Source organism: Pseudomonas sp. GNP014 (assembly GCF_054344005.1).
Map to the genome: position 1 here is coordinate 1,779,329 of NZ_JBTGUS010000001.1, position 23,785 is coordinate 1,803,113.

Sequence of the window (23,785 nt, forward strand, 5' to 3'; positions counted from 1 at the left end):
AATGACGTCTCGACTGCCCGATCTGCCCATCCCCGGACAAGGCGATTTGCCGGACTACGAGGTCCGTCTCCCGATGCACCTGCGGCCCGACGCCAATCGGTTGATCCGCTATCTGCACGAATTGCCGTATCGGCGAGTGAAGTTTTGCCCATGGTGTAGTAACACCAATCTGACCTGCCAGACTCATCCGGCCCGTCGGCTACCGTACTACTACTGCGGCTCATGTCAGAAAGGCTGCAACAGTCTGAGCGATACGCCGTTCGCCAATCTGCGCCGTATGGAGCTGTGGTCCACGTTTGCGCTTTACTTGTTGGCCGGCTGGTCCAGTGTCCAGATAGCGCCTCGTCTGGGAATGAACCATAAGGTCTATTTCAGTTGGGGCAAAGCAACCCGCGAGGTGATGGCCGAAGAGTGCCCTGAGTTGTATCAGTGGTGGACGACGCGACATTACCGGGAAAACCTGCAAGCCCCCGAGCATATTGCTGCGCAGCAGCAAGCGGTCATGGCCTGGATCGACACGATGCTCAATGCCCGGCACGCGATATGCCCCAAGTGTAAAGGCGATCGAACCTATCGAATCACAGGGATTCGTCCCAAGTTCAAATGTGATCCCTGTGTGACCTGCTTTTCCATTCTGTCTGGAACGCCATTGGAAGGGATGATCCGGCCTGACCTCTGGCTAGACTTCGTGAAAGGGGTGATGAATGGTCAAAGCATCCCGGATCTCAAGCGCAGTTCCGGGCTGGGCATGGGGGCCAGTACACGCTGGCGGCGACAGTTTTTGTTATTGATCGAAGCGTTGGGGCACGCTGAGCTACTGGGATGGATCACCTGGATGCGTAGTCGGCGAAACAATGAAGCGGTCAGTTTCGTGCGCCAAGGTGGTCATCTGGACAAGGCGCAGCGGTCCATCTATCCGCAAGGGCGGCGCAAGGGCGGATTTGTCTGGCGACAATGATCAGGCAACGAAAACCCGCATTTCTGCGGGTTTCTGGATTAAGGCCGGGCCTTGAGCTGTGCCTCGGCGGCCTTGGCCAGATCCGGCGGCAAGAAGTCCTTGTCCGGGTTGTAGTCGGCTTTGAGATAGCGCGTCAGGTCCTGCAGGTCACCCGGGTTCAACGTCCCTGCCGCCTGCTTGAGGCGCAGGTTGTCGAGGATGTAGTCGTAGCGGGTGTTGTTGTAGTTGCGCACCGAGGTGTACAGCTGACGCTGGGCATCGAGCACATCGACGATGTTGCGTGTACCCACCTGATAGCCGATTTCCGTGGCTTCCACGGCGCTCTGGTTGGAGATGATCGACTGGCGGCGCGCCTGCACCTGCTCGACATCGGTATTGACCGCGCGGTGCAGGTTGCGGGTGTTTTCGACGACCTGCCGGCGCAGGGCTTCACGCTGCTGCTCGCTCTGATCCAGTTGCGCATAGGACTGGCGCACTTGCGAGCTGGTCAGTCCGCCACTGTAGATCGGGATGTTCAGTTGCAAGGCCAGCGTGCGCTGATCGACGTTGCCACCGTAGGGGGTGCCGAAGGCGTTCGGGTTGGCGAAGCCGAGGGCGTCGTTGTCACCTTTCTCGTATTTGGCCACGGCGTCGAGGGTCGGCAAGTGGCCGGCCTTGCGCTGCTTGAGGGTCTGTTCGGCGGAACTGACCGCAAAGTTGCTCGCCAGCAGATTGAGGTTCTGTTTGGCGGCGGTGTCGACCCAGGCCTTGGCGTCGTTCGGCGCCGGCGGCAGGATCGGTAGTGTATGGACGATGCCCTGAATCGAGTTGTACTGACGGTTGGTCAAGGTGATCAGTGCTTCGAAGGCATCGTCGACCTGACGCTGGGCAACGATGCGGTTGGCGCGCGCGGTGTCGTAACTGGCTTGCGATTGCAGCACGTCGGTCTTGTCCGACAGGCCCACATCGAAGCGTTCGTTGGACTGGTCGAGCTGACGCTTGAACGCGGCTTCTTCAGCCTTGGTCGAGGCCAGATTGTCCTGACTGCGCAGCACGTTGAAATAGCTTTCGGCCGATTGCAGGATCAGGTTCTGCTCGGTGGCCGACAGTTGCAGCGCGGCCTGCTCGTTGACGTCCTTGGCCGCCTGGTACTGGAACCAGCGGTCGGCGCGGAACAATGGCTGAGCCAGCGTTGCCTGATAGGAATGCGCGCTGCGAGTGGCATTGGCCGAAGGCTGGTCGATCGAGGTGCGCACGTCGGCGACTTCGGCGCCGCCGGACAGGTTGGGCAGCAACCCTGCGCGAGCCTGTGGCACCACTTCTTTCTGCGCGCCGTACTGGGCGCGGGCAGCGGCCAGATCGGCGTTGTTGTCGACGGCTTCCTGATAGACGCTGACCAGATCGGTCTTGGTCGACAAGGGCGCTTCTGCTGCCCAGGCCATTGCGTTGGACGCACAAGACACGGCAAGAGCCAGTGAAAGTTTGCGCAGCATGAGGCGATCCCTAGCAAGAAATATTACGAAAATAATGTGCGCGCCAAGGCTAAGGCGCAGCTCCCGCAGCGTCAAGGCGCACAGGGCAAAGCGAGTGTAGTTGTGCAATCGTGCGGCAACAATCCTGCAAGTCCCGGTAATTGCGCCATTCATCATGGTGTTTGCTGCGGTGTTGGCGTTCTTTGTCGGTTGTGTCTAGACTGGCCGGGTTCTTGTCGGGGTGCCTTGCTATGAGGCTGAGATCGAATAATTTCGGATCCCGTTGAACCTGATCAGGTTAGCGCCTGCGTAGGGAACAAGATTTCTCGTCACCCGGCGAGTCCTCTTGTGCTTCGTCCGGGATATTGTTCGACAATCGAACGCTCGACGACGATGCACAGCACCGGTCCTGGTGCGTCCGTGCCTTTCAGGTTCTGCTCCGACAATCCATTGCCTGGATGCTGTCTGGAGAGCCCGTGATGACTACAAAAGCAAAAAACGCGATCAACCTGAGTGACTCGGCCAAGGTCGATGAGCAGTCGGTTCAGCCGTTCACCCGTTCGCAAAAAGTCTACGTTCAGGGCTCGCGCCCGGACATCCGCGTGCCGATGCGCGAAATCACCCTCGATGTGACGCCGACCGACTTCGGCGGCGAAATCAACGCGCCGGTCACCGTGTATGACACCTCGGGCCCGTACACCGATCCGAACGTGGTGATCGACGTGCGCAAAGGCCTGGGTGACGTGCGTTCGGCGTGGATCGACGACCGTGGCGACACCGAGCGTCTGCCAGGCCTGAGTTCCAACTTCGGCCAGGAACGCCTCGCCGACCCGGAACTGACCAAGCTGCGTTTCGCCCACGTCAACAACCCGCGCCGCGCCAAGGCCGGGGCCAACGTCAGCCAGATGCACTACGCGCGCAAAGGCATCATCACCGCCGAGATGGAATACGTCGCCATCCGCGAAAACATGAAGCTGCAAGAGGCCCGCGCCGCTGGCCTGTTGAACCAACAACATGCCGGCCACAGCTTCGGTGCGAGCATCCCGAAAGAAATCACCGCTGAATTCGTTCGCGAAGAAATCGCCCGTGGCCGCGCGATCATTCCGGCGAACATCAACCACGTCGAACTGGAACCGATGATCATCGGCCGTAACTTCCTGGTGAAGATCAACGGCAACATCGGCAACAGCGCTTTGGGTTCGTCCATCGAAGAAGAAGTGGCGAAACTGACCTGGGGCATTCGCTGGGGTTCGGACACCGTGATGGACTTGTCCACCGGCAAACACATTCACGAAACCCGCGAGTGGATCATCCGCAACTCGCCAGTGCCGATCGGTACCGTGCCGATCTACCAGGCGCTGGAGAAGGTCAATGGCGTTGCTGAAGACCTGACCTGGGAGCTGTTCCGCGACACGCTGATCGAGCAGGCCGAGCAGGGCGTCGACTATTTCACCATCCACGCCGGCGTGTTGCTGCGCTACGTGCCGCTGACCGCCAAGCGCGTGACCGGCATCGTTTCCCGTGGCGGTTCGATCATGGCCAAGTGGTGCCTGGCGCACCACAAAGAGAACTTCCTCTACACCCACTTCGACGAAATCTGCGAAATCATGAAGGCCTACGACGTCAGCTTCTCGCTGGGCGACGGCCTGCGTCCGGGTTCGATAGCCGACGCCAACGACGAAGCGCAATTCGGCGAACTGGAAACCCTCGGCGAGCTGACCAAGATTGCCTGGAAGCACGACGTGCAGTGCATGATCGAAGGCCCGGGGCACGTGCCGATGCAGTTGATCAAAGAGAACATGGACAAGCAGCTCGAGTGCTGCGACGAGGCGCCGTTCTACACCCTCGGCCCGCTGACCACCGACATTGCGCCGGGCTACGACCACATCACCTCGGGTATCGGGGCGGCGATGATCGGCTGGTTCGGTTGCGCCATGCTCTGCTACGTGACGCCGAAGGAGCACCTCGGCTTGCCGAACAAGGATGACGTGAAAACCGGGATCATCACCTACAAGATTGCCGCACATGCCGCCGACCTTGCCAAGGGCCACCCGGGCGCACAGATTCGCGACAATGCCCTGAGCAAGGCGCGGTTCGAATTCCGTTGGGAAGACCAGTTCAACCTCGGCCTCGATCCGGACACCGCCCGTTCGTATCACGATGAAACCCTGCCGAAGGATTCGGCCAAGGTCGCGCACTTCTGCTCGATGTGCGGGCCGAAATTCTGCTCGATGAAGATCACTCAGGAAGTCCGCGAATACGCGGCCAACCAGCGGATCGACGCGGTCGACGTGGACGTCGCCCAAGGCTTGGCGGAACAGGCCGAGCGGTTCAAGAAGGAAGGCAGTCAGCTTTATAAAAAAGTGTAAGCGGCAAGCTACAGGCAGCAAGATAAAAGCAGATGCGAAACCTGCTTTTTCTTGCCGCTTGTGGCTTGCAACTTGTAGCTATCACTCCTGTGAGATCAACCCCCTTGAGCATTCAACCCAGCACTTATTCCCCCGACCTCGCCGTGCCCGCTGACAAGCGTGTGTTCGGCGGTCGCGATCTGTTTTCCCTGTGGTTTTCCCTCGGCATCGGCCTGATGGTGTTGCAGACCGGTGCCTTGCTCGCGCCCGGTCTGGGCTTGTCGGGTTCACTGCTGGCAATTTTCCTCGGCACTCTGGTCGGCGTTCTGCTGCTGGCTGCTGTGGGTGTGATCGGCAGCGACACCGGCCTGTCGTCGATGGCCGCGCTGAAACTCAGCCTCGGCAGTAAAGGCGCGAGCCTGCCGGCGCTGCTTAACCTGCTGCAGCTGATTGGTTGGGGCTCGTTCGAAATCATCGTCATGCGCGACGCCGCCAGCCTGCTCGGCACCCGGGCGTTCAGCGAAGGTTCGCTGTGGGCCAGTCCGATGCTCTGGACCTTGTGCTTCGGTGCGCTGGCCACCTTGCTCGCGGTCAGCGGGCCGCTGACCTTCGTGCGCAAGATCCTGCGCAAGTGGGGCATCTGGCTGATCCTCGCCGCGTGCATCTGGCTGACCTGGAACCTGTTTGCCAAGGCCGATCTGGCGGCACTCTGGGCGCGTGCCGGGGACGGTTCGATGCCGTTGGCCGTGGGCTTTGACATTGCCATTGCGATGCCGCTGTCGTGGCTGCCGCTGATCGCTGACTATTCGCGTTTCGGCAAGCGTGCGAAGAACGTCTTCGGTGGCACGGCCATCGGTTTCTTCATCGGCAATTTCTGGCTGATGAGCCTCGGCGTGGCCTACACGCTGGCGTTCGCGCCGAGCGGTGAAGTCAATGCGTTGCTGCTGGCTTTGGCCGGTGCCGGCCTGGGGATTCCGCTGTTGCTGATTCTGCTCGACGAATCGGAAAACGCGTTTGCCGATATTCACTCGGCGGCGGTATCGAGCGGGATTCTGCTGCGCTTGAAGGTCGAGCATCTGGCCTTGGCCATCGGCGTGCTTTGCACGCTGATCGCGCTGCTGGCGCCATTGGCGCAGTACCAGAATTTCCTGTTGCTGATCGGCTCGGTGTTCGCGCCGCTGTTCGGCGTGGTGCTGGTGGATCACTTCATCCTGCGCAAGCGCAGTGCTCAGGTCGCGTCAGCCGCATTGCGCTGGCCGGCGCTGTTGGCGTGGCTGGGCGGGATCAGCACCTACCACTTGCTGGCGAACTTGTATCCGGACGTCGGTGCGACCCTGCCGGCACTGGTGCTGGCAGGGCTGTTGCAACTGGTGCTCGGTCGAGCCTTCAGTTACGGCCCGGAAACAGCTCGGGTTTGACGATGCCGTTCAGACGCGGGTAAGGAATCTTCAGTTCGACGTGGCCCAGCGCGTAAGGCGCGAGGGTGCTCACGTCGTACTTGAGGATCACACCACCGTAGGTCAGCGCCACATTCGGGGTTTTCACGAACGGCCAGTTCTTCACGAACTCGGCTTCCTGATCGAGCTTGGTGCTGATCAGCCAGCTGTTGTGCGCCACTTGCGCGGCCTTCCAGAACGCCTCTTCCTGACCCGGCAGCAACATGTCCGACAGGTTCAGCACTTTATGCTGCTGGCGCGAGTAGTTGATGAAACCGCGACCCGGGGTGCCATGGGCGCCGCCGGTGTCGAGGTAGCTCGACAGCTCGATGATCACCAAGCCGTCATGCTGTTCGCGTACCTTGGCCTGCAAATAGCTGCTGTTGCGCGGGCCAGCGGTGCGCAGGAACTGCTCGCGATAGGCCGCCAGCGTTGGCGCTACCGGTTCATTCGCCTCGGTGCGGGTCATTTGCAGCAGGCGTTTTTCGATAATGCCGTCCAGGGCAGGCTCGGCCGGGAAGTGCAGGGTGTCGATGTTCACCAGCGGGCAGTCCGGGTTGGAGCAACCGGGTTTCAGGGTTTCCGATGCGTCGCGGGTGGTTTCCAGCGGCGTGCGGTAGTTGGGCTGGAACAGGTTGGCGCAGGCGCCCAGGGTCAGGGCGATGGCGGCCACAGAGGCAATTTTGAAAAGCGACATGGGCGTCCTTTCTGAAACAGGGGAAGGCAAAAAGTTATCCGCTTCGACTCTCGCCGAAGCAGTCAGTTCGCCACTAAGCTAATTAGAGTGGGTTTCGCCGCCACCGTCCATCCCGCTGACGGTAAAGGGGCTGCATCAATCATCACGAGCGCGTTAGGATGGCGCGAAGTCGGGGTTGCCAGTGACAACAAGGAACCTCGTATCGGATTTGCAGTAAAGAGGATGTTCATGACTGATTTTGCCAACGCCACGCCGGCCACCGTTGATGTCGTAAAGCGCGAGCGCTGCTACCAGGGTTTCTACAAGCTCGACCGTTTGCACCTGCGCCATGAATTGTTCGCTGGCGGCATGAGTCGCGAGATCGACCGTGAGGTCTTCGTGCGTCACGACGCGGTGTGCCTGCTGCCTTACGATCCGCAGCGCGACGAAGTGGTGCTGATCGAGCAGTTTCGCGTCGGCGCCCTGGGCAAGACCGACAACCCGTGGCTGGTGGAACTGGTCGCCGGTCTGATCGACAAGGCAGAAGTGCCGGAAGAGGTTGCTCACCGCGAGGCGCAGGAGGAAGCTGGACTGGACATCAAGGCCCTGTGGCCGATGACCCAATATTTCCCGTCGCCGGGTGGCAGCAACGAATTCGTGTACTTGTTTCTGGGGCGTTGCAGCACCGAAGGCGTAGGCGGCCTGCATGGGCTGGAGGAAGAGGCAGAAGATATCCGCGTCACGGTCTGGGCCTTTGAAGATGCCTTGCAGGCTGTCCGTGACGGACGCATTGCCAATGCGGCGAGCATCATCGCCTTGCAGTGGCTGGCGCTCAACCGCGCCGAAGTGAGGGGGCTATGGTCGTAAACAAGCTGCGCGATCGTTATCGGGTTGACCTGGCGGGGCTGCAAGCTGCCTGCGAGGCCAACTACGCGCGCCTGATGCGACTGGTGCCGGACATGCGCAATGACCCCGAGGCACGGCGCATTGCCGTGACCCAGGGCGAGCAGATGCTCGGCGTACTGGCCCTCGAAGTGCTGCAGACCTGTCCGTACACCACCACGTTGCAGGTGCGTCAGGAACACAGCCTGCCGTGGTTGCCGGTGCCGCAACTGGAGGTTCAGGTCTATCACGACGCGCGCATGGCCGAAGTGATCAGCGCCGAACATGCACGACGCTTTCGCGGCATCTATCCTTACCCGAACGCCGCGATGCATCAGCCGGATGAAAAGGCCCAGCTCAATCTGTTCCTGGGGGAATGGCTGAGCCATTGTCTGGCCCTGGGGCACGAGTACGAAGTCGTTCGCTAGTTGTGAACTGCGTCCGGTTCGTCGGTTTCCCCTTTCGCTCATCCCCCAGCATAATTGCGGCACCTGACCGATTCCGTGCTTTTGCCCTGGGAGAGCGCCTTGCCGAGCGTATCCACGTTGACCACTGCCGATGCGGCGTTGCTGGTGCAGTTGTCCGACAGCCATTTATTCGCTGAAGCGGATAGCACGCTGCTGGGCATGAACACCCGTCAAAGCCTGCAAAAGGTCATCGAATTGGTGCTGGGGCAGCAGCCGCAGATCGACCTGATTCTGGCCACCGGCGATATCTCCCAGGACGGCACACTGGAGTCATACCAGCAGTTTCGCCAGATGAGCGCGCAGATCGCTGCCCCGGCGCGGTGGATCCCCGGCAATCACGACGAACCGATGATCATGGCCGAAGCTGCCGTGCAGAGCGCGTTGCTGGAATCGGTAGTCGATATCGGTAACTGGCGGGTGACGCTGCTCGATTCGGCGGTGCCGGGTTCGGTGCCGGGGTATTTGCAGGACGACCAGTTGCAACTGCTGGCCCGTTCGCTGAGCGAAGCGCCGGAGCGCCATCATCTGGTGTGCCTGCACCATCATCCGGTGTCGATCGGTTGTGCGTGGATGGCGCCGATCGGTTTGCGCAATCCAGAGGCGTTTTTCGAGGTGCTGGATCGTTTTCCACAGGCTCGCGCGGTGCTGTGGGGGCATGTGCACCAGGAAATCGACCGCGAACGCAACGGCGTGCGCCTGTTGGCCTCGCCTTCGACGTGCATTCAGTTCGAGCCGGGGAGTGATGACTTCAAGGTCGGTGAGCAGGCGCCGGGGTATCGCTGGTTGCGGTTGTTGCCGGATGGGCGTCTGGAAACTGGTATTGAACGTGTGACCGGTTTTTCCTTCACTGTCGATTACGGCTCCGACGGTTACTGATCAGATCAAAAGCCCCTCACCTCTCCTAGAGGGAGAGGGTGCTGACCGAGGTGTCTGGCGTTATGCATCGACCTGAAAGATTGTGTCGATTGTGGATTCGGTGAAGCTCTTTCAGGTCGGCGTACTTCCGAAATATCCCCCAATCAGTCCCCTCTCCCTTTGGGAGAGGGCTAGGGTGAGGGCCGACCCTGCTGAGCGAGCAATTTCTCGAAACCACCCCCAATCCACTCTTCTCTCCCTGTAAACTCCGCAAACCCAAACCGACACTCAGGGAGCTCAAATGTCCGGTTCGATCCTCTATATCCACGGTTTCAACAGCGCCCCGGCCTCGAAAAAGGCCTGTCAGCTGGTCGCGGTCATGGAGCAGCTGGGTTTGAGCGACAAGTTGCGTGTCCCGGCCCTGCATCACCACCCGCGTGAAGCCATCGGTCAGTTGGAGCAGGCGATTGCCGAACTGGGTCGGCCGTTGCTGGTGGGAAGCTCACTCGGCGGCTACTATGCGACTCACCTGGCCGAGCGCCACGGCTTGAAAGCCCTGCTGGTCAACCCGGCCGTCAGTCCACACCGGATGTTTGACGGGTACCTGGGCACGCAGAAAAACCTGTATACCGATGAGACCTGGGAACTTACCCACGACCATGTGACGGCCCTGGCCGAGCTGGAAGTGCCGGCACCACAGGACGCGCAGCGTTATCAGGTGTGGTTGCAGACCGGCGATGAAACACTGGATTATCGCCTCGCCCAGCAGTATTACCGGGCCTGTGCCCTGCGGATTCAGGCCGGCGGCGACCATAGTTTCCAGGGGTTTGCCGGGCAATTGCCGGCATTGCTGAGTTTTGCCGGCATTGGCGCCGATTTGTATCAGGCAATTGATTTCACCGCACTGTGAAGTCTTGCCCCTTTTTCATTGAATCACTGACGACGAGACCCTATGGCCACTCCCAGCGCTAGCTCTTATAACGCCGACGCCATCGAAGTCCTCTCGGGCCTCGACCCGGTGCGCAAACGCCCCGGCATGTACACCGACACCAGTCGGCCGAACCACCTTGCCCAGGAAGTCATCGACAACAGCGTCGACGAAGCCCTGGCCGGCCACGCCAAATCGGTGCAGGTGATCCTGCACGCCGATCACTCGCTGGAAGTCAGCGACGACGGCCGTGGCATGCCGGTCGACATTCACCCGGAAGAGGGCGTGTCGGGCGTTGAGCTGATCCTCACCAAACTCCATGCGGGCGGCAAGTTTTCCAACAAGAACTACCAGTTCTCCGGCGGTCTGCACGGGGTGGGTATTTCCGTGGTCAACGCCTTGTCGACCGAAGTCCGGGTGCGCGTCAAGCGTGACGGCAACGAGTACCAGATGACCTTCGCCGATGGCTTCAAAGCCACCGAACTGGAAATCGTCGGCACCGTCGGCAAGCGCAATACCGGCACCAGCGTGTACTTCGCGCCGGACCCGAAATACTTCGATTCACCGAAATTCTCCATCAGCCGCCTCAAGCACGTGCTCAAGGCCAAGGCTGTGCTGTGTCCGGGGCTGCTGGTCAGCTTCGAAGACAAAGGCACCGGCGAGAAAGTCGAATGGCATTACGAAGACGGCCTGCGCTCCTACCTGGTGGACGCGGTCAGCGAATTCGAACGCCTGCCGGACGAGCCGTTCTGCGGCAGCCTGGCCGGTAATAAAGAAGCGGTCGACTGGGCGCTGCTGTGGTTGCCGGAAGGTGGCGACGCGGTGCAGGAAAGCTACGTCAACCTGATCCCGACGGCGCAGGGCGGTACCCACGTCAACGGTCTGCGTCAGGGCTTGCTCGACGCGATGCGCGAGTTCTGCGAATTCCGCAGCCTGCTGCCGCGTGGCGTGAAGCTGGCGCCGGAAGACGTCTGGGAACGCATCGCTTTCGTGCTGTCGATGAAGATGCAGGAGCCGCAATTCTCCGGCCAGACCAAAGAGCGCCTGTCGTCCCGTGAAGCGGCGGCGTTCGTCTCCGGTGTGGTCAAGGACGCCTTCAGCCTGTGGCTCAACGCCAACCCGGAAACCGGTCTGGCCCTGGCCGAACTGGCGATCAACAACGCCGGTCGCCGCCTCAAGGCCAGCAAGAAGGTCGAGCGCAAGCGCGTTACCCAGGGGCCGGCGCTGCCGGGCAAACTGGCCGATTGCGCCGGGCAGGACCCAATGCGTTCCGAGCTGTTCCTGGTCGAGGGTGATTCCGCCGGCGGTTCTGCCAAGCAAGCGCGGGACAAGGAATTCCAGGCGATCCTGCCGTTGCGCGGCAAGATCCTCAACACCTGGGAAGTCGATGGCAGCGAAGTGCTGGCCAGCCAGGAAGTGCACAACATCGCCGTGGCCATCGGTGTCGATCCCGGCGCCGCAGACATGAGCCAGCTGCGCTACGGCAAGATCTGCATTCTCGCCGACGCCGACTCCGACGGTCTGCACATCGCCACGCTGCTGTGCGCCTTGTTCGTCCAGCATTTCCGCCCGCTGGTGGATGCCGGTCACGTCTACGTGGCGATGCCGCCGCTGTACCGCATCGACCTCGGCAAAGAGATCTACTACGCCCTCGACGAAGCCGAGCGCGACGGGATTCTCGACCGTCTGGTGGCCGAAAAGAAACGCGGCAAGCCACAGGTCACCCGATTCAAGGGTCTGGGCGAAATGAACCCGCCGCAGCTGCGTGAAACCACCATGGACCCGAACACCCGGCGACTGGTGCAACTGACGCTGGGCGATGATTTCGCCGAGACCTCGGAAATGATGGACATGCTGCTGGCGAAGAAACGCGCCGGTGACCGCAAGACTTGGCTCGAATCCAAGGGCAACCTCGCCGAGGTGCTGGCCTGATGCGCTTCGGCGTCGCCCTGGCATGTGCGTTGCTGCTGGGCTCGATGACGGTGGCGGCCGAGCCGGCGCCCGAGTTGAAGCTGCTGGCCGAGCATCCGGTCGACGGCATGCGCGGCGGCAACCTCTCGGGGTTGGCGGTGTGCGGCAAGGATTTGTGGACGGTGTCCGACCGTGATGACGAGCAGATCTATCGCCTGAATACGGGCGATCAGGTCTGGCAGGCCGAAACCGTGCACCTCGACGTGCCGAAAGTACCCGACAGCGGCTTGCCGTGGGGCTTGAGTTCGCGCACCTGGGCGGCGTCGTTCATCCGTGGCGGCGACCTCGATTTCGAAGGCATCACCTGCGACAGCGCCGGTAACCGCTACATCGTCAGCGAAGCCCATGCGGCGGTGCTGCAGGTGTCGCCCGAGGGGACGGCATCGTGGCTGAAAATCTCGCCGATGCTGGTCAAGGAGGCTCGGGCCAGCGGCATGTTGCTGCACTTCAATGCGCTGTTCGAAGGCCTGGCGATCAACCCGGCGGGCGATGAAATGTGGCTGGCGGCCGAGCGTGAACGGCGTGGCCTGCTGAAGATCAAGCGTCAGCAAACGGTCTGGGATTGCCACGGCGGCTGCGTTTTGCTCAGCGAAGCCGGGGTGGAGATGCAGCCACCGCAGTTCCCCAAGGCTCGCGCCGTCAGCCGTGATTTCGCCGACCTGTCGCTGTTCAACGGCAAGCTGTTCACCCTTGAGCGCAATGCGTTCAGGGTCTGTCGGCGCGATGCGGTGACGGCCAAGGTCGAACGCTGCTGGTCGTTTGCTGAAGAGGCCTTGCAGCCACAACGGCTTTATTCCCAGGCCTACGGTCTGGCGGAAGCCTTGGTGGTGGACGCCGACGGCGCGTGGATTGGCCTGGACAATAACGACGGCGTCCGCGCCGATGGCGAGAAACGCCCGATCGTCTGGCGCTTCGCTGCGCCTGAAGGTGGCTGGAGCGCCAAGCCGTGAGCCAGCAACCGCCGGGCAAGCGCGCCGGCCGGGTATTGATGATTCTGGCCTGGTGCGCGGCGTTGTTTCTGGCGACGCGGTTTTTTGGCCAGTGGGAGCAGCGCCAGCAGAATCCGAACGTGGTGATCACGTCCGAGCAGCATGACGGCGTGATCGAAGTGAAGCTGGCCGGCAACGCCCAAGGGCATTTTGTCGCCAGCGGCCAGATCAACGGTGAGCCGGTGGAGTTCATGCTCGACACCGGCGCCACCGATGTGGCGATCCCGGCGGATCTGGCCAAACGGTTGAAACTGGAAGAGGGTTTCGGTGTAACCCTGAGCACGGCCAACGGCCTGAGCCAGGGCTACCGGACCAAAATCGACCGCCTGCAACTGGGCGACATCGTGCTGCGGGACGTCCGCGCACTGGTGGCGCCGGGGCTGCATGGCGATCAGGTGCTGCTCGGCATGAGCGCCCTGAACAAACTTGAATTTACCCAGCGCGGTGGCACCATGCTGCTGCGCCAGACAACGAACCGATGAGGCCCGCATGAGCGACTCCCTTGATCTCAGCCTGGACGGTGTAGAACGCCGCTCGCTGGCTGACTTCACCGAAAATGCCTACCTCAACTACTCCATGTACGTGATCATGGACCGTGCTTTGCCGCATATCGGCGACGGCCTGAAACCGGTACAGCGGCGTATCGTCTACGCCATGAGCGAATTGGGGCTGGATGCCGATTCCAAGCACAAGAAATCGGCGCGTACCGTCGGTGACGTGCTCGGCAAGTTCCACCCGCACGGCGACTCGGCGTGCTACGAAGCGATGGTGCTGATGGCTCAGCCGTTCAGCTATCGCTACACACTGGTCGACGGCCAGGGCAACTGGGGTGCGCCGGACGATCCGAAGTCCTTCGCCGCCATGCGTTACACCGAAGCCCGTCTGTCGCGCTATTCCGAAGTGCTGCTCAGCGAGCTGGGCCAGGGCACCGCCGACTGGGGCCCGAACTTCGACGGCACCCTGCAGGAACCGCTGGTGTTGCCGGCACGTTTGCCGAACATCCTGCTCAACGGCACCACCGGTATCGCCGTGGGCATGGCCACCGACGTGCCACCGCACAACCTGCGCGAAGTCGCCACTGCCTGCGTGCGCCTGCTCGATGAGCCGAAAGCCACGGTCGAACAGCTCTGCGAACACATTCAGGGCCCGGACTACCCGACCGAAGCGGAAATCATCACCCCGCGCGCCGACCTGCTGAAAATGTACGAAACCGGCAAGGGCTCGGTGCGCATGCGCGCCGTGTACCACGTCGAGGACGGCGACATCATCGTCACCGCGTTGCCGCACCAGGTCTCCGGGGCCAAGGTGCTGGAGCAGATCGCCGCGCTGATGCAAGCCAAGCCGTCGAAAGCGCCGCAGATCGCTGACCTGCGTGACGAATCCGACCACGAAAACCCGTGCCGCATCGTGATCATTCCGGTCAACAGCCGCGTCGATCACGAAGCGCTGATGCAGCACCTGTTCGCCAGCACCGAGCTGGAGTCGACCTACCGGGTCAACGTCAACATCATCGGTCTGGACGGCAAGCCACAGCTGAAAAACCTCCGTGCGTTGCTGGTCGAATGGCTGGAATTCCGCGTGCTGACCGTGCGTCGCCGCCTGCAATTCCGCCTCGACAAGGTCGAGCGTCGCCTGCACCTGTTGGACGGCTTGCTGATCGCTTACCTCAACCTGGATGAAGTGATCCACATCATCCGCACCGAGGAGCACCCGAAAGCCAAGCTGATCGAACGTTTCGCCCTCAGCGAGATTCAGGCCGACTACATCCTCGACACCCGTCTGCGTCAGTTGGCGCGACTGGAAGAGATGAAGCTGCGCGACGAGCAGGACGAACTGCTCAAGGAACAAGCCAAGCTGCAAGCGCTGCTGGGCAGCGAAGCCAAGCTGAAGAAACTGGTGCGCACCGAGCTGCTGAAAGACGCTGAAACCTATGGCGATGACCGTCGTTCACCCATCGTCGAACGTGCAGAAGCCAAGGCGCTGACCGAACACGACCTGCTGCCGAACGAAAAAGTGACTGTCGTGTTGTCGGAAAAAGGTTGGATCCGTTCGGCCAAAGGACACGACATCGACGCCACTGGCCTGTCGTACAAGGCCGGTGACGGCTTCAAGACCTCGGCGGCGGGGCGCTCCAACCAGTTTGCAGTGTTTATCGACTCCACCGGCCGCAGCTATTCGGTCGCCGCGCACACCTTGCCGTCGGCCCGGGGCCAGGGCGAGCCGTTGACCGGCCGTCTGACGCCGCCGCCCGGCGCCACGTTCGAGTGCGTGCTGATGCCGGAAGACGATGCGCTGTATGTGATCGCGTCCGATGCCGGTTACGGCTTCGTGGTCAAAGGCGAAGACCTGCAAGCCAAGAACAAGGCCGGTAAGGCCCTGTTGAGTCTGCCGAACAACGCCAAAGTCATCGCGCCGCGGCCAGTGGCCGATCGTGAGCAGAACTGGCTGGCCTCGGTCACGACCGAAGGTCGCCTGCTGATCTTCAAAATCAGCGATCTGCCACAATTAGGGAAGGGCAAGGGCAACAAGATCATCGGTATTTCCGGTGAGCGTGTGGCCAGTCGCGAAGAATATGTCACGGACATCGCCGTACTGCCGGAAGGCGCCACGTTGGTGCTGCAGGCCGGAAAACGGACCCTGTCGCTGAAGGCCGACGACCTCGAACACTACAAGGGTGAACGTGGCCGTCGTGGCAACAAGCTGCCAAGGGGCTTCCAGAGGGTGGATGCGCTGCTCGTCGAAAACCTCAATTAGGCGAAAACGCCCACCTAGAGGCGTCGATCTACGATTTAACGCGTAGATCGACGCTTTGGCGCTGGAGTCGGAACGCATATTCACGGATGATATGGCCTTTCCAAACGCCGGCGTGGCCGAGCGTTCTTCATATTTATTGAGTATTTTCACTGTGGTCAGCCTTGTGGCGGCCACCTGGACGGGATGATGACTGCTCTGCGCCCCCTTATTTTCCTGCTCGCCGGCGTTTTGGGCCTGGCGGGTTGCAGCGTTCACCAGCCGGTGTCGCTGTATCAGCTGGACAGCGGAAGTCCGGCTCAGCCTGCGCAAAGCGCAGGCATGGCGGTTTTGTTGGGTCCGGTAGTCATTGCTGATTACCTGCAACGTGAAACCCTGCTGCAACGTCAACCGGACGGCAGCCTGCAAGCGGCGACCGACGGTCGCTGGGCGGGCAGCCTTTCGTCGGATATCGATCAATTGCTGATGCGTCAGGTGGCCGGTCATCTCGACAGCCAGCGTGTGGTGCTGGCGCCGGCGACCCTGGGTTTTACCCCGGATGTGCAGGTGTTGCTGACCATCACGCGTCTGGACTCGGGTGAGAAACAACCGGCGATCCTCGATGCGCAATGGCGCTTGATCGACCGTCGTGGTCAGGTGCGCGATAACCGCATCGTCCACCTGCAGGAGCTGCATGCCGGCACCACGGCTTCGCAGGTTCAGGCGCAAGGCATTCTGCTGCAGCGTCTGGCCGAGCAGTTGTCGGTGGCGCTTAAACCGTTGGCCAATCAGCCGCCGGTGGCTGAAGCACCGCGTAAAGCGGCACCCAAACCGGCCGCGCCGGCAGCGGAAGCCGAGAAGCAGCCAAAGATTCCGATGGCTTCGCCGATTCGCACCGATATGGAAGTGTTCCGCTTCTAAGCCGGATCGAGTCAGAACAGAGCCCGCCTTGTGCGGGCTTTGTTGTGTCTGGGGTTTGGTGGGGGAGATCACAAGCCCCTCACCCTAACCCTCTCCCGGAGGGAGAGGGGACTGACCGAGGTGTCTGGTGCTATGCATCGACCTGAAAGAGCCTGGCGATTATGGATTCACAGCGGGCATTCAAGTCGCTGCAGGTCTTCAATATTCCCGAATCGGCTCCATCTCCCCGAGGGAGAGGGGACTGACCGAGGTGTCTGGTGCTATGCATCGACCTGAAAACGCTTGGCGATTATGAATTCACAGCGGGGCGTTCACGTCGCTGCAGGTCTTCAATATTCCCGGAGGGAGAGGGCTGGGGTGAGGTTATGCATCGACCTGAAAACGCTTGGCGATTATGAATTCACAGCTGGGCATTCAAGTCGCTGCAGCTCTTCAATATTCCCGAATCGGTTCCATCTCCCCGAGGGAGAGGGCTGGGGTGAGGTTATGCATCGACCTGAAAGCGCCTGGCGATTATGAATTCACAGCTGGGCGTTCAAGTCGCTGCAGGTCTTCAATATTCCCGGATCGGTTCCCTCTCCCGGAGGGAGAGGGCTAGGGTGAGGGGCAAAGTGCAGGCAACAAAAAAGCCCGCAGACATTCGCGTGTCTGCGGGCTTTCGTACCTCTGGCCTAAGGCTTACGCCCGACGTTCATGCATCCGCGCCAGTTGTCGCTCGAGCATCGACGGATAAGGCTCCATCAAGCGCTCCACGCAGCAAGCGCCTTCAGGGCTGGCAATCGGGCGGATCCGCGCACGCTGGCGGATCAGTGCATCGTCACTGATCTTGCGCTCGACCAGCAGCAGATTGCGGCTGTGTTGCGACAAGGCCAAGGCATCCTGTGCAGAGTCGGTCAGCAGCAGGTCGATCTGGCTCAGACCGAACAACTCGTCACCCAGGGTCAGACCCAGCTGCAATTGCAGGGTGATGCCGCTGTCGGCGACTTCGATCTGCAACTGATGGCCCAGCGCCCGCAGCAGCTCGCCGCAGCAGATCGCGTTGGTCAGGTAATCGTCGCCGCTGTCTTCGCTGTGGAACAGCATCAGCGTGCTGCCGTCGTTGAGGGTTTCGATTTCACCCTGATACAACGAGGCGGCCTGATCGAGGCAGTCGCGATAACGCTCCAGCAGCTCCTCCAGGCGCGCGCGTGGCAGGCGGCGCAGTTGTTCTTGCGAGCCGAGTTGCACGGCCAGTACGGCGCTGTGCTGTGGCACGTTGGGTGTGGCCTTGCGCGCAGCCGGTTGCGGGGCGGCATCCAGCGACTCGTCGCGCAGATCGGCAAAGGCGTCGTCGTCATCATCGTCTTCAACGGTGCTGACCACGTGGCGCGGCGCCGGCTTCTGTGCGGCCAGCGGACGGGTTTCGTCGAAGCTCGGATCGCGCAGGTTGCGCACTTCGAATTCGGGTTCGTCCTCTTCTTCGAACTCGGGTTCCGGCTCGGGTTTCGGCGCCGGCTCCGGAGCAAAGTTGGCGTGCAGTTGACGGGCCAGATCACCGATTTCGTCCTGGCGCTCGGTGCCCGGCGTGAATTCGTCGATATGGCGCAACCATACGCGCAATTGCAGCAGCGGCGTGGACAGGTAGCGGCCCATGCGCAGGCTCAAGGCCAGCGACAGCGCCAGCAAAATCGCACTGAGAATGCCCATGCTCTGCAGGCTGATGGTCATCGGCTGCTGGAACTGATCCATGTCCAGGCTGATGCGCAGTTGCCCGGCGGTCACGTCCTGGAAGGTGATCTTGCTCTCGTACATGCCTTCGGCTTCGCCCAACAGGCTGTGCTTGGGGCGCTGACCGGATTCGGCGAGGATGCGGTTGTCCACGCTATAGATGGCCGCGTGCGCCACCAGTTTGTTCTTGGTCAGGTTGTTGAGCAGCACATTGAGGCTGAGGATGTCGTTGGACACCAACAGCTCCGTGGCGGAGGTGGCGGTCTGCGTGGTCAGGCTTTCGCCCAGTGCATCGGCCTGCTCGTGCATGGCCTGCTTGAACTGCAAGCCCATCACCCCGGCATAGATCACCAGGGCCAGAGCGACCAGGATCACGTTATGGCTGGCAATGCGCAATGCAATCGGTACACGGCGGTGGCGCAGTGCACGGAAGATCAGCAGGAAGAAGTTATCGGTTTTAACTGGCGTGGGCCGGTTCACTGAGCTCGGCTCTTTTGTCCGTGAAGTTGACGCGCAGTATAGCGACAGGCCCTAGACCGGCAAAGCGCTCGCGGTGCCCGATGGTCACTGAAAGTGGGTAGAATGCGGTTTTTTTCCAGTTGCGGGGGTGCGCGTTGCGCGAAATCGTCCTGATTAACATCACGGGAGTCGACCGTCCGGGTCTGACTGCGGCCATTACCGGCGTTCTGGCACAAGGTGGTGTGAACATTCTCGACATCGGTCAGGCGGTGATCCACGACACCCTGTCGTTCGGCATCCTGGTTGAAATTCCCGATTCCGAGCAAGGCAAGGCCGTGCTCAAGGACATCCTGTTCAAGGGCTACGAGCTCGACCAGCAGGTGCGCTTCACCCCGGTGTCCGAAGAGGATTACCAGCAGTGGGTGGGCAATCAGGGCAAGAAACGCCACATCGTTACCCTGTTGACCCGCAAAGTCACCGCCGGCCAATTGCAGGCGGTCAGCTCGATCACCGCCAAATATGGCCTGAACATCGACCATATCGACCGTCTGTCGGGTCGCATGCCGCTGGATACGCCGGCGGACAAGGGCAAGGGCTGCATCGAGTTCTCCGTGCGTGGCGAGGCGGCGGATCCGCAGGCCCTGCGCGCCGAATTCCTCAGCGTCGCGCAGGCGCTGAACGTCGACATCGCCTTCCAGGAAGATTCGTTGTTCCGCCGCAACCGGCGCCTGGCGGTGTTCGACATGGACTCCACGCTGATCGAAGCCGAAGTCATCGACGAACTGGCCAAGGCGGCCGGTGTCGGCGAGCAAGTCTCGGCCATCACCGAGCGCGCGATGGCCGGTGAGCTGGATTTTCGTGCCAGCTTCAAGGAGCGTCTGGCGCTGCTCAAAGGGCTGGATGTCAGCGTGCTGGATTCGATCGGCGCTTCGTTGCGCCTGACCGAAGGCGCCGAAACCCTGTTCGCCGAACTCAAGCGTCTGGGTTACAAGACGGCGATCCTGTCCGGCGGCTTCACCTACTTCGCCAAGCAGTTGCAGGCCAGGCTCGGCATTGACTACGTGTTCGCCAACGAACTGGAAGTGGTCGACGGCAAGTGCACCGGCGTGGCGATCGAGCCGATTGTCGACGCCCAGCGCAAGGCTGATCTGCTGAAGGAACTGGCGCACAAGGAAGGTTTGCGTCTGGAGCAGACCATCGCAGTTGGCGATGGCGCGAATGACCTGCCGATGCTGGCGATTGCCGGGCTGGGCGTGGCGTTCCGGGCCAAGCCGCTGGTCAAGCAGTCGGCCAAGCAGGCGATCTCGACACTGGGGCTGGATGGTGTGCTGTATCTGCTCGGCTTCCGCGACCGCGACGGCCAGCTTTAAGCTTGAAGCAGGTCTCTGTGGCGAGGGCGCAAGCGCCCTCGCCACGGTTTCTTTAAGGCTTCAAAGCGACTTCCACAAGGAGTCGAAATCCTCTTCGCTCCCGCCATTCTGCGCGGCTTCGAGCGAGCGATAGGCAAACTGATTGAAGCTGTGTGTACTCGCCAGCCGCCGATCCAGTCCGGCGCGGTGCTCTTCGCCCTGAGTGTTGATGAGTACTTTATTGCCTTCCTGAAACGGCAGGCGCGGTGCCAGCAAGGTGGCTGGCAAGTCGATTGCGCTGATCTCCGGCAGCAGTAACCCGCGCAAGTAATGGCTGTGATCGTCCCGCGAGCGCACCAGTTGCAAACCGCATGGCTGCGCATGCGGAGCCACCAGTTCAATGCCCATCTGCGTCCCGCTGCCCCGTACCTGACGAATCCAGCGAATCACGGCAATGCTCCAGCCCTGGCTCGTGCTGTCCTGAATCCCGAGCATTTCTCCAGCCTGCAGCTCGGCAGGCACCTCATCGGGCCAGGCCAGGCAGTAGCCGCCGGGGCTATGGTTGATCACCGGCAACGTGTAGGTCGGGTAATGCGGTGTGCTGTCGGTGGTGCTTTCGTCCTCGGGCAGATGGTCGTACTGGATTTCTTCATAAGGCAGAAACTGCTCGTTGCCCAGCGGCGCGGCGTCGAACGCCTGACTCCAGCTGTCTTTTTCACCCTTGGCCACGGCACTGCTGAAATTGGCTGCGCGAGCGCCGGGATGTTTGAGCAATTCGCTGAATGTGCGTTCGCCACCGAGGTAGAAATGCAGCGCGCTCATGCCGACGCACACGGTCAGGTTGCCCTGGCCAACGCTGCGCTGAAAACTGCGCTCGGCGGCCTGTCCCCACGTGGCATGCAAGTGTTGCAGGGTGTCCTGACTCATGCCGTTGGGCACTTGCAACGGCGGCGATGTGTCCTGCCGCAGCAGGTGCGCCTCGACGGCATTCACCAGCGGCTGCGGATCGAAGCCGAGCAGTCCGGCCTGTTGTTCGCGGCGAAACATACTGCGATAACGCGGCCCGACATCGAGTTCTGCGCTGACCGCAAACAGGCCATCGTCCGGACGCCCGGGATGCAGTTTGAGCAACGCGCTCCACGGCTCCAGCACCTCGGCCAGGCGGGCGATCTGGTTCTGCCGCAACTGATTGCAACGCGCACTGCCCAGCAACAACGCGGCGATGTAGGTCTGTTCAAGGCTCAGCTCGGGCGTCAGGCTGGCGAGGTCGTCATGCACGCGCTTGTGCTGAAGCTGCAGTTCACAGGCGCTGCGATAGAGCTGGTGCAACTCGAACCACAACTGCTCCGGTGCCGGACTGTACAGCTGCGTGGCGCGTACCAGTTGCCCCTTGAGCGCATGTGCCGCCCGTTGCAGGGCAGTGCTGAGCAGAGTCGCGCGATCCTTGCCGTATTTCGGGGTGATGCGCAGCACGATCTGTTTGTAGCCAATCGCCAGATGACTTTGCAGCGCCTGACACAGGTTGTTGATCTTGCGCGAACGCTCGTCGAGCATGATCGCCTGATGCAGAAACTGCCGCTCCAGATGCTGGCAGACGAAATACACCTCGGGGCGCAGCAACTCCAGCAGTTGCAGGCGATTGTCGCTGGGGGTGAGCAACTGATTGAGTTCGCCCAGGCCTTGATACAACTGGCGGGCGGTTTCGCCGATGTTGGCCTTGGGCAGGCCGGCGATCCAGCGCTTGAAGTCGCGCGGGGAGGCTTCGCAAAACGACAGGCGCGATTGCGTCGGGGCAGGGGCGCGAAGTGGCGGCGGGGCGATGGTCTGGCTCATGCCAAAAACCATAGCAGTAAAAAACGGGGTCTGTCGCGACGGCAAACCCTGTAAGAGCCTTCGGTAGCTCCTACAGGGAGAGCGCGGAGATATCAGGCCGTTGGCAGTGCCAGAGCCTGGCCCATTTGTACTGGCGAACCGGCGACCAGTTCTTCAGCCCATTTCACTTGATCCGGCCCGAACAGCACGATTGCGGTCGAACCCAGCTTGAAGCGGCCCAGTTCGGCGCCTTTTTCCAGATGGATCGGTGCGCGGGCGGCTTCGTCGTAGCGGAAGGTTTTCAGCTCGCGCTTCGGCGGGGTGACCAGACCGGCCCACACGGTTTCGATCGAAGCGACGATCATCGCGCCGACCAGCACCACGGCCATCGGCCCGCGCTCGGTGTCGAAGATGCACGCCACACGCTCGTTGCGGGCGAACAGCTCCGGAACGTTTTCCGCGGTGGTCTGGTTGACCGAGAAGATCCGGCCCGGGATGTAGACCATCTCGCGCAGGGTGCCGGCCAGCGGCATGTGCACGCGGTGGTAGTCCTTCGGCGACAGGTAGATGGTGGCGAAATCGCCGCCCATGAACGGAGCAGCATTGGCCGTATCACCGCCGAGCAGTTCCAGCACGCTGAAGCTGTGGCCCTTGGCCTGGAACACCCGACCGTGTTCGATCGGGCCGAGCTGGCTGACCGCACCGTCGGCCGGGCTGAGGATCGCGCCCGGAGTTTCGTCCAGCGGACGTGCGCCGTCTTTCAGTGCACGGGTGAAGAACGCGTTGAAGTGCTCGTAAGCGGTCAGGTCTTCGACCAGTGCTTGCGACATGTCCACCTGATAACGCTTGGCGAACCACTGGGTGAAGGCATTCTTGAACCAGCGCACGCGGCACTCGGCAATGCAGCCGGCCAGGCGCGACAGCAGGTGATGAGGCAGCAGGTACTGGCTGAGGATAAACAGACGCTCTTTCATTAGTTGTCCTTAAAAACCTTGAATCTCGACAGGCGTGTCAGGGTGGTTGCCCCATTCGCCCCAGGAACCGGCGTAGCCCTTGACCCGCGGATAACCGAGGGACTTGGCCACCAGATATGTGAAGCCCGACCGGTGATGGGTCTGGCAGTGGGTAATGATTTCTTTGTCCTTGGTGATCCCGAGGTCTTCGAGGATCTGCGGCATGTCCGTGCGAATGCGCAACTGGCGTGCCTTGTCCATGCCGGCGGTCCATTCGAAGTTGACCGCGCCCGGAATGTGTCCACCCTTGGCCGCCAGCACCTTCTCACCGGAATACTCCAGCGGCCCGCGCGCATCCCAGATCGCCAGATCGGCGGCGCCGAGCCGGCTTTGCAGGTATTCGCGAGTGGCGGTCGGTTCTTCGTGCAGGGTCAGCGCCACCGGGCCGCCGACGGCGGGAGGTATCTGGATCGACATCGGCATGCCGGCTTCCAGCCACGCCGGCAAGCCGCCGTCGACGTAGTGGTAGTTGTCGTGACCAATCACGTCGAGCAGCCAGATGAAACGCCCGGCCCAGCCGCCGCCCTCGTCGTCATAGACCACGTAGACCGCGTCCTTGCGATGGCCTAGTTCACCGAACAGCGCCTCCAGGTCGGCCTTGGCCGGCAGCAATCCCGGTGCTGGCGGCTGACCGAGCTGGGTGCGTTTCGGGTCGACAAAACGTGCGCCGGGAAGGTGACCTTCGGCATAGCGGGCAGGGCTGGTCAGATCCACCAGAATCAGTTCAGGGGAATCGAGACGCGGGAGCAGGTCGCTCGGCTCGATGACGAGCGGCAAGCCAGAGAAGTCAGACATGTGAGGTCTCCAGAGCACAAAGGGGGGGATTGTAGCGC

The 23,785-nt window shown here is 61.5% G+C and carries 19 protein-coding genes and 1 riboswitch; of the genes, 13 read left to right on the forward strand and 6 right to left on the reverse strand.

Going from position 1 to position 23,785, the window contains the following annotated elements:
• Nucleotide 1 precedes the first annotated feature (1 nt).
• Nucleotides 2-958: an IS1 family transposase gene (locus ACXX9E_RS08045; RefSeq protein WP_148050943.1), complete on the forward strand. Its 957-nt coding sequence runs from the start codon at nt 2-4 to the stop codon at nt 956-958.
• A 38-nt stretch (nt 959-996) separates the two neighbouring features.
• On the opposite strand, the gene ACXX9E_RS08050 is transcribed toward ACXX9E_RS08045, so the two are convergent.
• On the reverse strand, nt 997-2,430 hold the full coding sequence (locus ACXX9E_RS08050; protein ID WP_123470860.1) for a TolC family outer membrane protein: 1,434 nt from the start codon (nt 2,428-2,430) through the stop codon (nt 997-999).
• A 206-nt stretch (nt 2,431-2,636) separates the two neighbouring features.
• Nucleotides 2,637-2,742: riboswitch (TPP riboswitch) on the forward strand.
• A 146-nt stretch (nt 2,743-2,888) separates the two neighbouring features.
• Between ACXX9E_RS08050 and thiC the strand changes: the two genes are divergently transcribed.
• On the forward strand, nt 2,889-4,778 hold the full coding sequence (thiC, locus tag ACXX9E_RS08055; RefSeq protein ID WP_095138094.1) for a phosphomethylpyrimidine synthase ThiC: 1,890 nt from the start codon (nt 2,889-2,891) through the stop codon (nt 4,776-4,778).
• A gap of 104 nt (nt 4,779-4,882) precedes the next feature.
• A complete protein-coding gene (gene cytX / locus ACXX9E_RS08060; RefSeq protein ID WP_458555262.1) occupies nt 4,883-6,175 on the forward strand; it encodes a putative hydroxymethylpyrimidine transporter CytX in 1,293 nt (430 codons plus the stop codon).
• Here cytX and ACXX9E_RS08065 read toward each other — a convergent pair.
• Complete coding sequence (locus tag ACXX9E_RS08065; protein WP_123470864.1) at nt 6,144-6,890, reverse strand: RsiV family protein; 747 nt, start codon at nt 6,888-6,890, stop codon at nt 6,144-6,146. The genes cytX and ACXX9E_RS08065 overlap by 32 nt on opposite strands.
• A gap of 228 nt (nt 6,891-7,118) precedes the next feature.
• Between ACXX9E_RS08065 and ACXX9E_RS08070 the strand changes: the two genes are divergently transcribed.
• The 9 genes from ACXX9E_RS08070 to ACXX9E_RS08110 all read left to right on the forward strand — a co-directional run bounded on the left by ACXX9E_RS08070 (nt 7,119) and on the right by ACXX9E_RS08110 (nt 16,612).
• On the forward strand, nt 7,119-7,736 hold the full coding sequence (locus tag ACXX9E_RS08070) for an NUDIX domain-containing protein (protein ID WP_128613697.1): 618 nt from the start codon (nt 7,119-7,121) through the stop codon (nt 7,734-7,736).
• On the forward strand, nt 7,727-8,179 hold the full coding sequence (locus ACXX9E_RS08075; protein WP_007967395.1) for a DUF1249 domain-containing protein: 453 nt from the start codon (nt 7,727-7,729) through the stop codon (nt 8,177-8,179). Before ACXX9E_RS08070 ends, ACXX9E_RS08075 begins: the two co-directional genes overlap by 10 nt.
• Nucleotides 8,180-8,278: 99 nt before the next feature.
• Complete coding sequence (cpdA, locus tag ACXX9E_RS08080; protein WP_267798172.1) at nt 8,279-9,094, forward strand: 3',5'-cyclic-AMP phosphodiesterase; 816 nt, start codon at nt 8,279-8,281, stop codon at nt 9,092-9,094.
• A 280-nt stretch (nt 9,095-9,374) separates the two neighbouring features.
• On the forward strand, nt 9,375-9,983 hold the full coding sequence (locus tag ACXX9E_RS08085; RefSeq protein WP_123470869.1) for a YqiA/YcfP family alpha/beta fold hydrolase: 609 nt from the start codon (nt 9,375-9,377) through the stop codon (nt 9,981-9,983).
• A 42-nt stretch (nt 9,984-10,025) separates the two neighbouring features.
• Nucleotides 10,026-11,933 carry a DNA topoisomerase IV subunit B gene (gene parE / locus ACXX9E_RS08090; RefSeq protein ID WP_003221068.1) on the forward strand — a complete coding sequence of 636 codons (1,908 nt, stop codon included), beginning with the start codon at nt 10,026-10,028 and terminating at the stop codon, nt 11,931-11,933.
• Entirely contained in the window at nt 11,933-12,922 is a 990-nt protein-coding gene (locus ACXX9E_RS08095) for an esterase-like activity of phytase family protein (protein ID WP_458555263.1), read from the forward strand. Before parE ends, ACXX9E_RS08095 begins: the two co-directional genes overlap by 1 nt.
• On the forward strand, nt 12,919-13,443 hold the full coding sequence (locus ACXX9E_RS08100; protein ID WP_123470873.1) for a retropepsin-like aspartic protease family protein: 525 nt from the start codon (nt 12,919-12,921) through the stop codon (nt 13,441-13,443). The genes ACXX9E_RS08095 and ACXX9E_RS08100 overlap by 4 nt, the downstream gene beginning before the upstream one ends.
• A gap of 7 nt (nt 13,444-13,450) precedes the next feature.
• Nucleotides 13,451-15,715 carry a DNA topoisomerase IV subunit A gene (parC, locus tag ACXX9E_RS08105; protein WP_003221074.1) on the forward strand — a complete coding sequence of 755 codons (2,265 nt, stop codon included), beginning with the start codon at nt 13,451-13,453 and terminating at the stop codon, nt 15,713-15,715.
• Nucleotides 15,716-15,901: 186 nt separating this feature from the next.
• On the forward strand, nt 15,902-16,612 hold the full coding sequence (locus ACXX9E_RS08110) for a PqiC family protein (protein WP_123470874.1): 711 nt from the start codon (nt 15,902-15,904) through the stop codon (nt 16,610-16,612).
• Nucleotides 16,613-17,290: 678 nt separating this feature from the next.
• Here the strand turns inward: ACXX9E_RS08110 and ACXX9E_RS08115 are convergent.
• Nucleotides 17,291-18,799, reverse strand: a complete 1,509-nt coding sequence (locus tag ACXX9E_RS08115; protein WP_458555264.1) for an AhpA/YtjB family protein — start codon at nt 18,797-18,799, stop codon at nt 17,291-17,293.
• Between the two features lie 134 nt (nt 18,800-18,933).
• Between ACXX9E_RS08115 and serB the strand changes: the two genes are divergently transcribed.
• Nucleotides 18,934-20,148, forward strand: a complete 1,215-nt coding sequence (serB, locus tag ACXX9E_RS08120) for a phosphoserine phosphatase SerB (RefSeq protein WP_458555265.1) — start codon at nt 18,934-18,936, stop codon at nt 20,146-20,148.
• A 60-nt stretch (nt 20,149-20,208) separates the two neighbouring features.
• Here the strand turns inward: serB and ACXX9E_RS08125 are convergent, their stop codons facing one another.
• The 3 genes from ACXX9E_RS08125 to rhdA all read right to left on the reverse strand — a co-directional run bounded on the left by ACXX9E_RS08125 (nt 20,209) and on the right by rhdA (nt 23,747).
• Nucleotides 20,209-21,960 (reverse strand): cyclic-di-GMP receptor FimW-related protein, encoded by a 1,752-nt coding sequence (locus ACXX9E_RS08125; protein WP_458555266.1) that lies wholly within the window; start codon nt 21,958-21,960, stop codon nt 20,209-20,211.
• A 92-nt stretch (nt 21,961-22,052) separates the two neighbouring features.
• Nucleotides 22,053-22,913, reverse strand: coding sequence for an archaetidylserine decarboxylase (asd, locus tag ACXX9E_RS08130; protein WP_458555267.1), 861 nt, complete (start codon nt 22,911-22,913; stop codon nt 22,053-22,055).
• A gap of 9 nt (nt 22,914-22,922) precedes the next feature.
• Nucleotides 22,923-23,747 carry a thiosulfate sulfurtransferase gene (rhdA, locus tag ACXX9E_RS08135; RefSeq protein ID WP_222833788.1) on the reverse strand — a complete coding sequence of 275 codons (825 nt, stop codon included), beginning with the start codon at nt 23,745-23,747 and terminating at the stop codon, nt 22,923-22,925.
• Between the last annotated feature and the right edge of the window lie 38 nt (nt 23,748-23,785).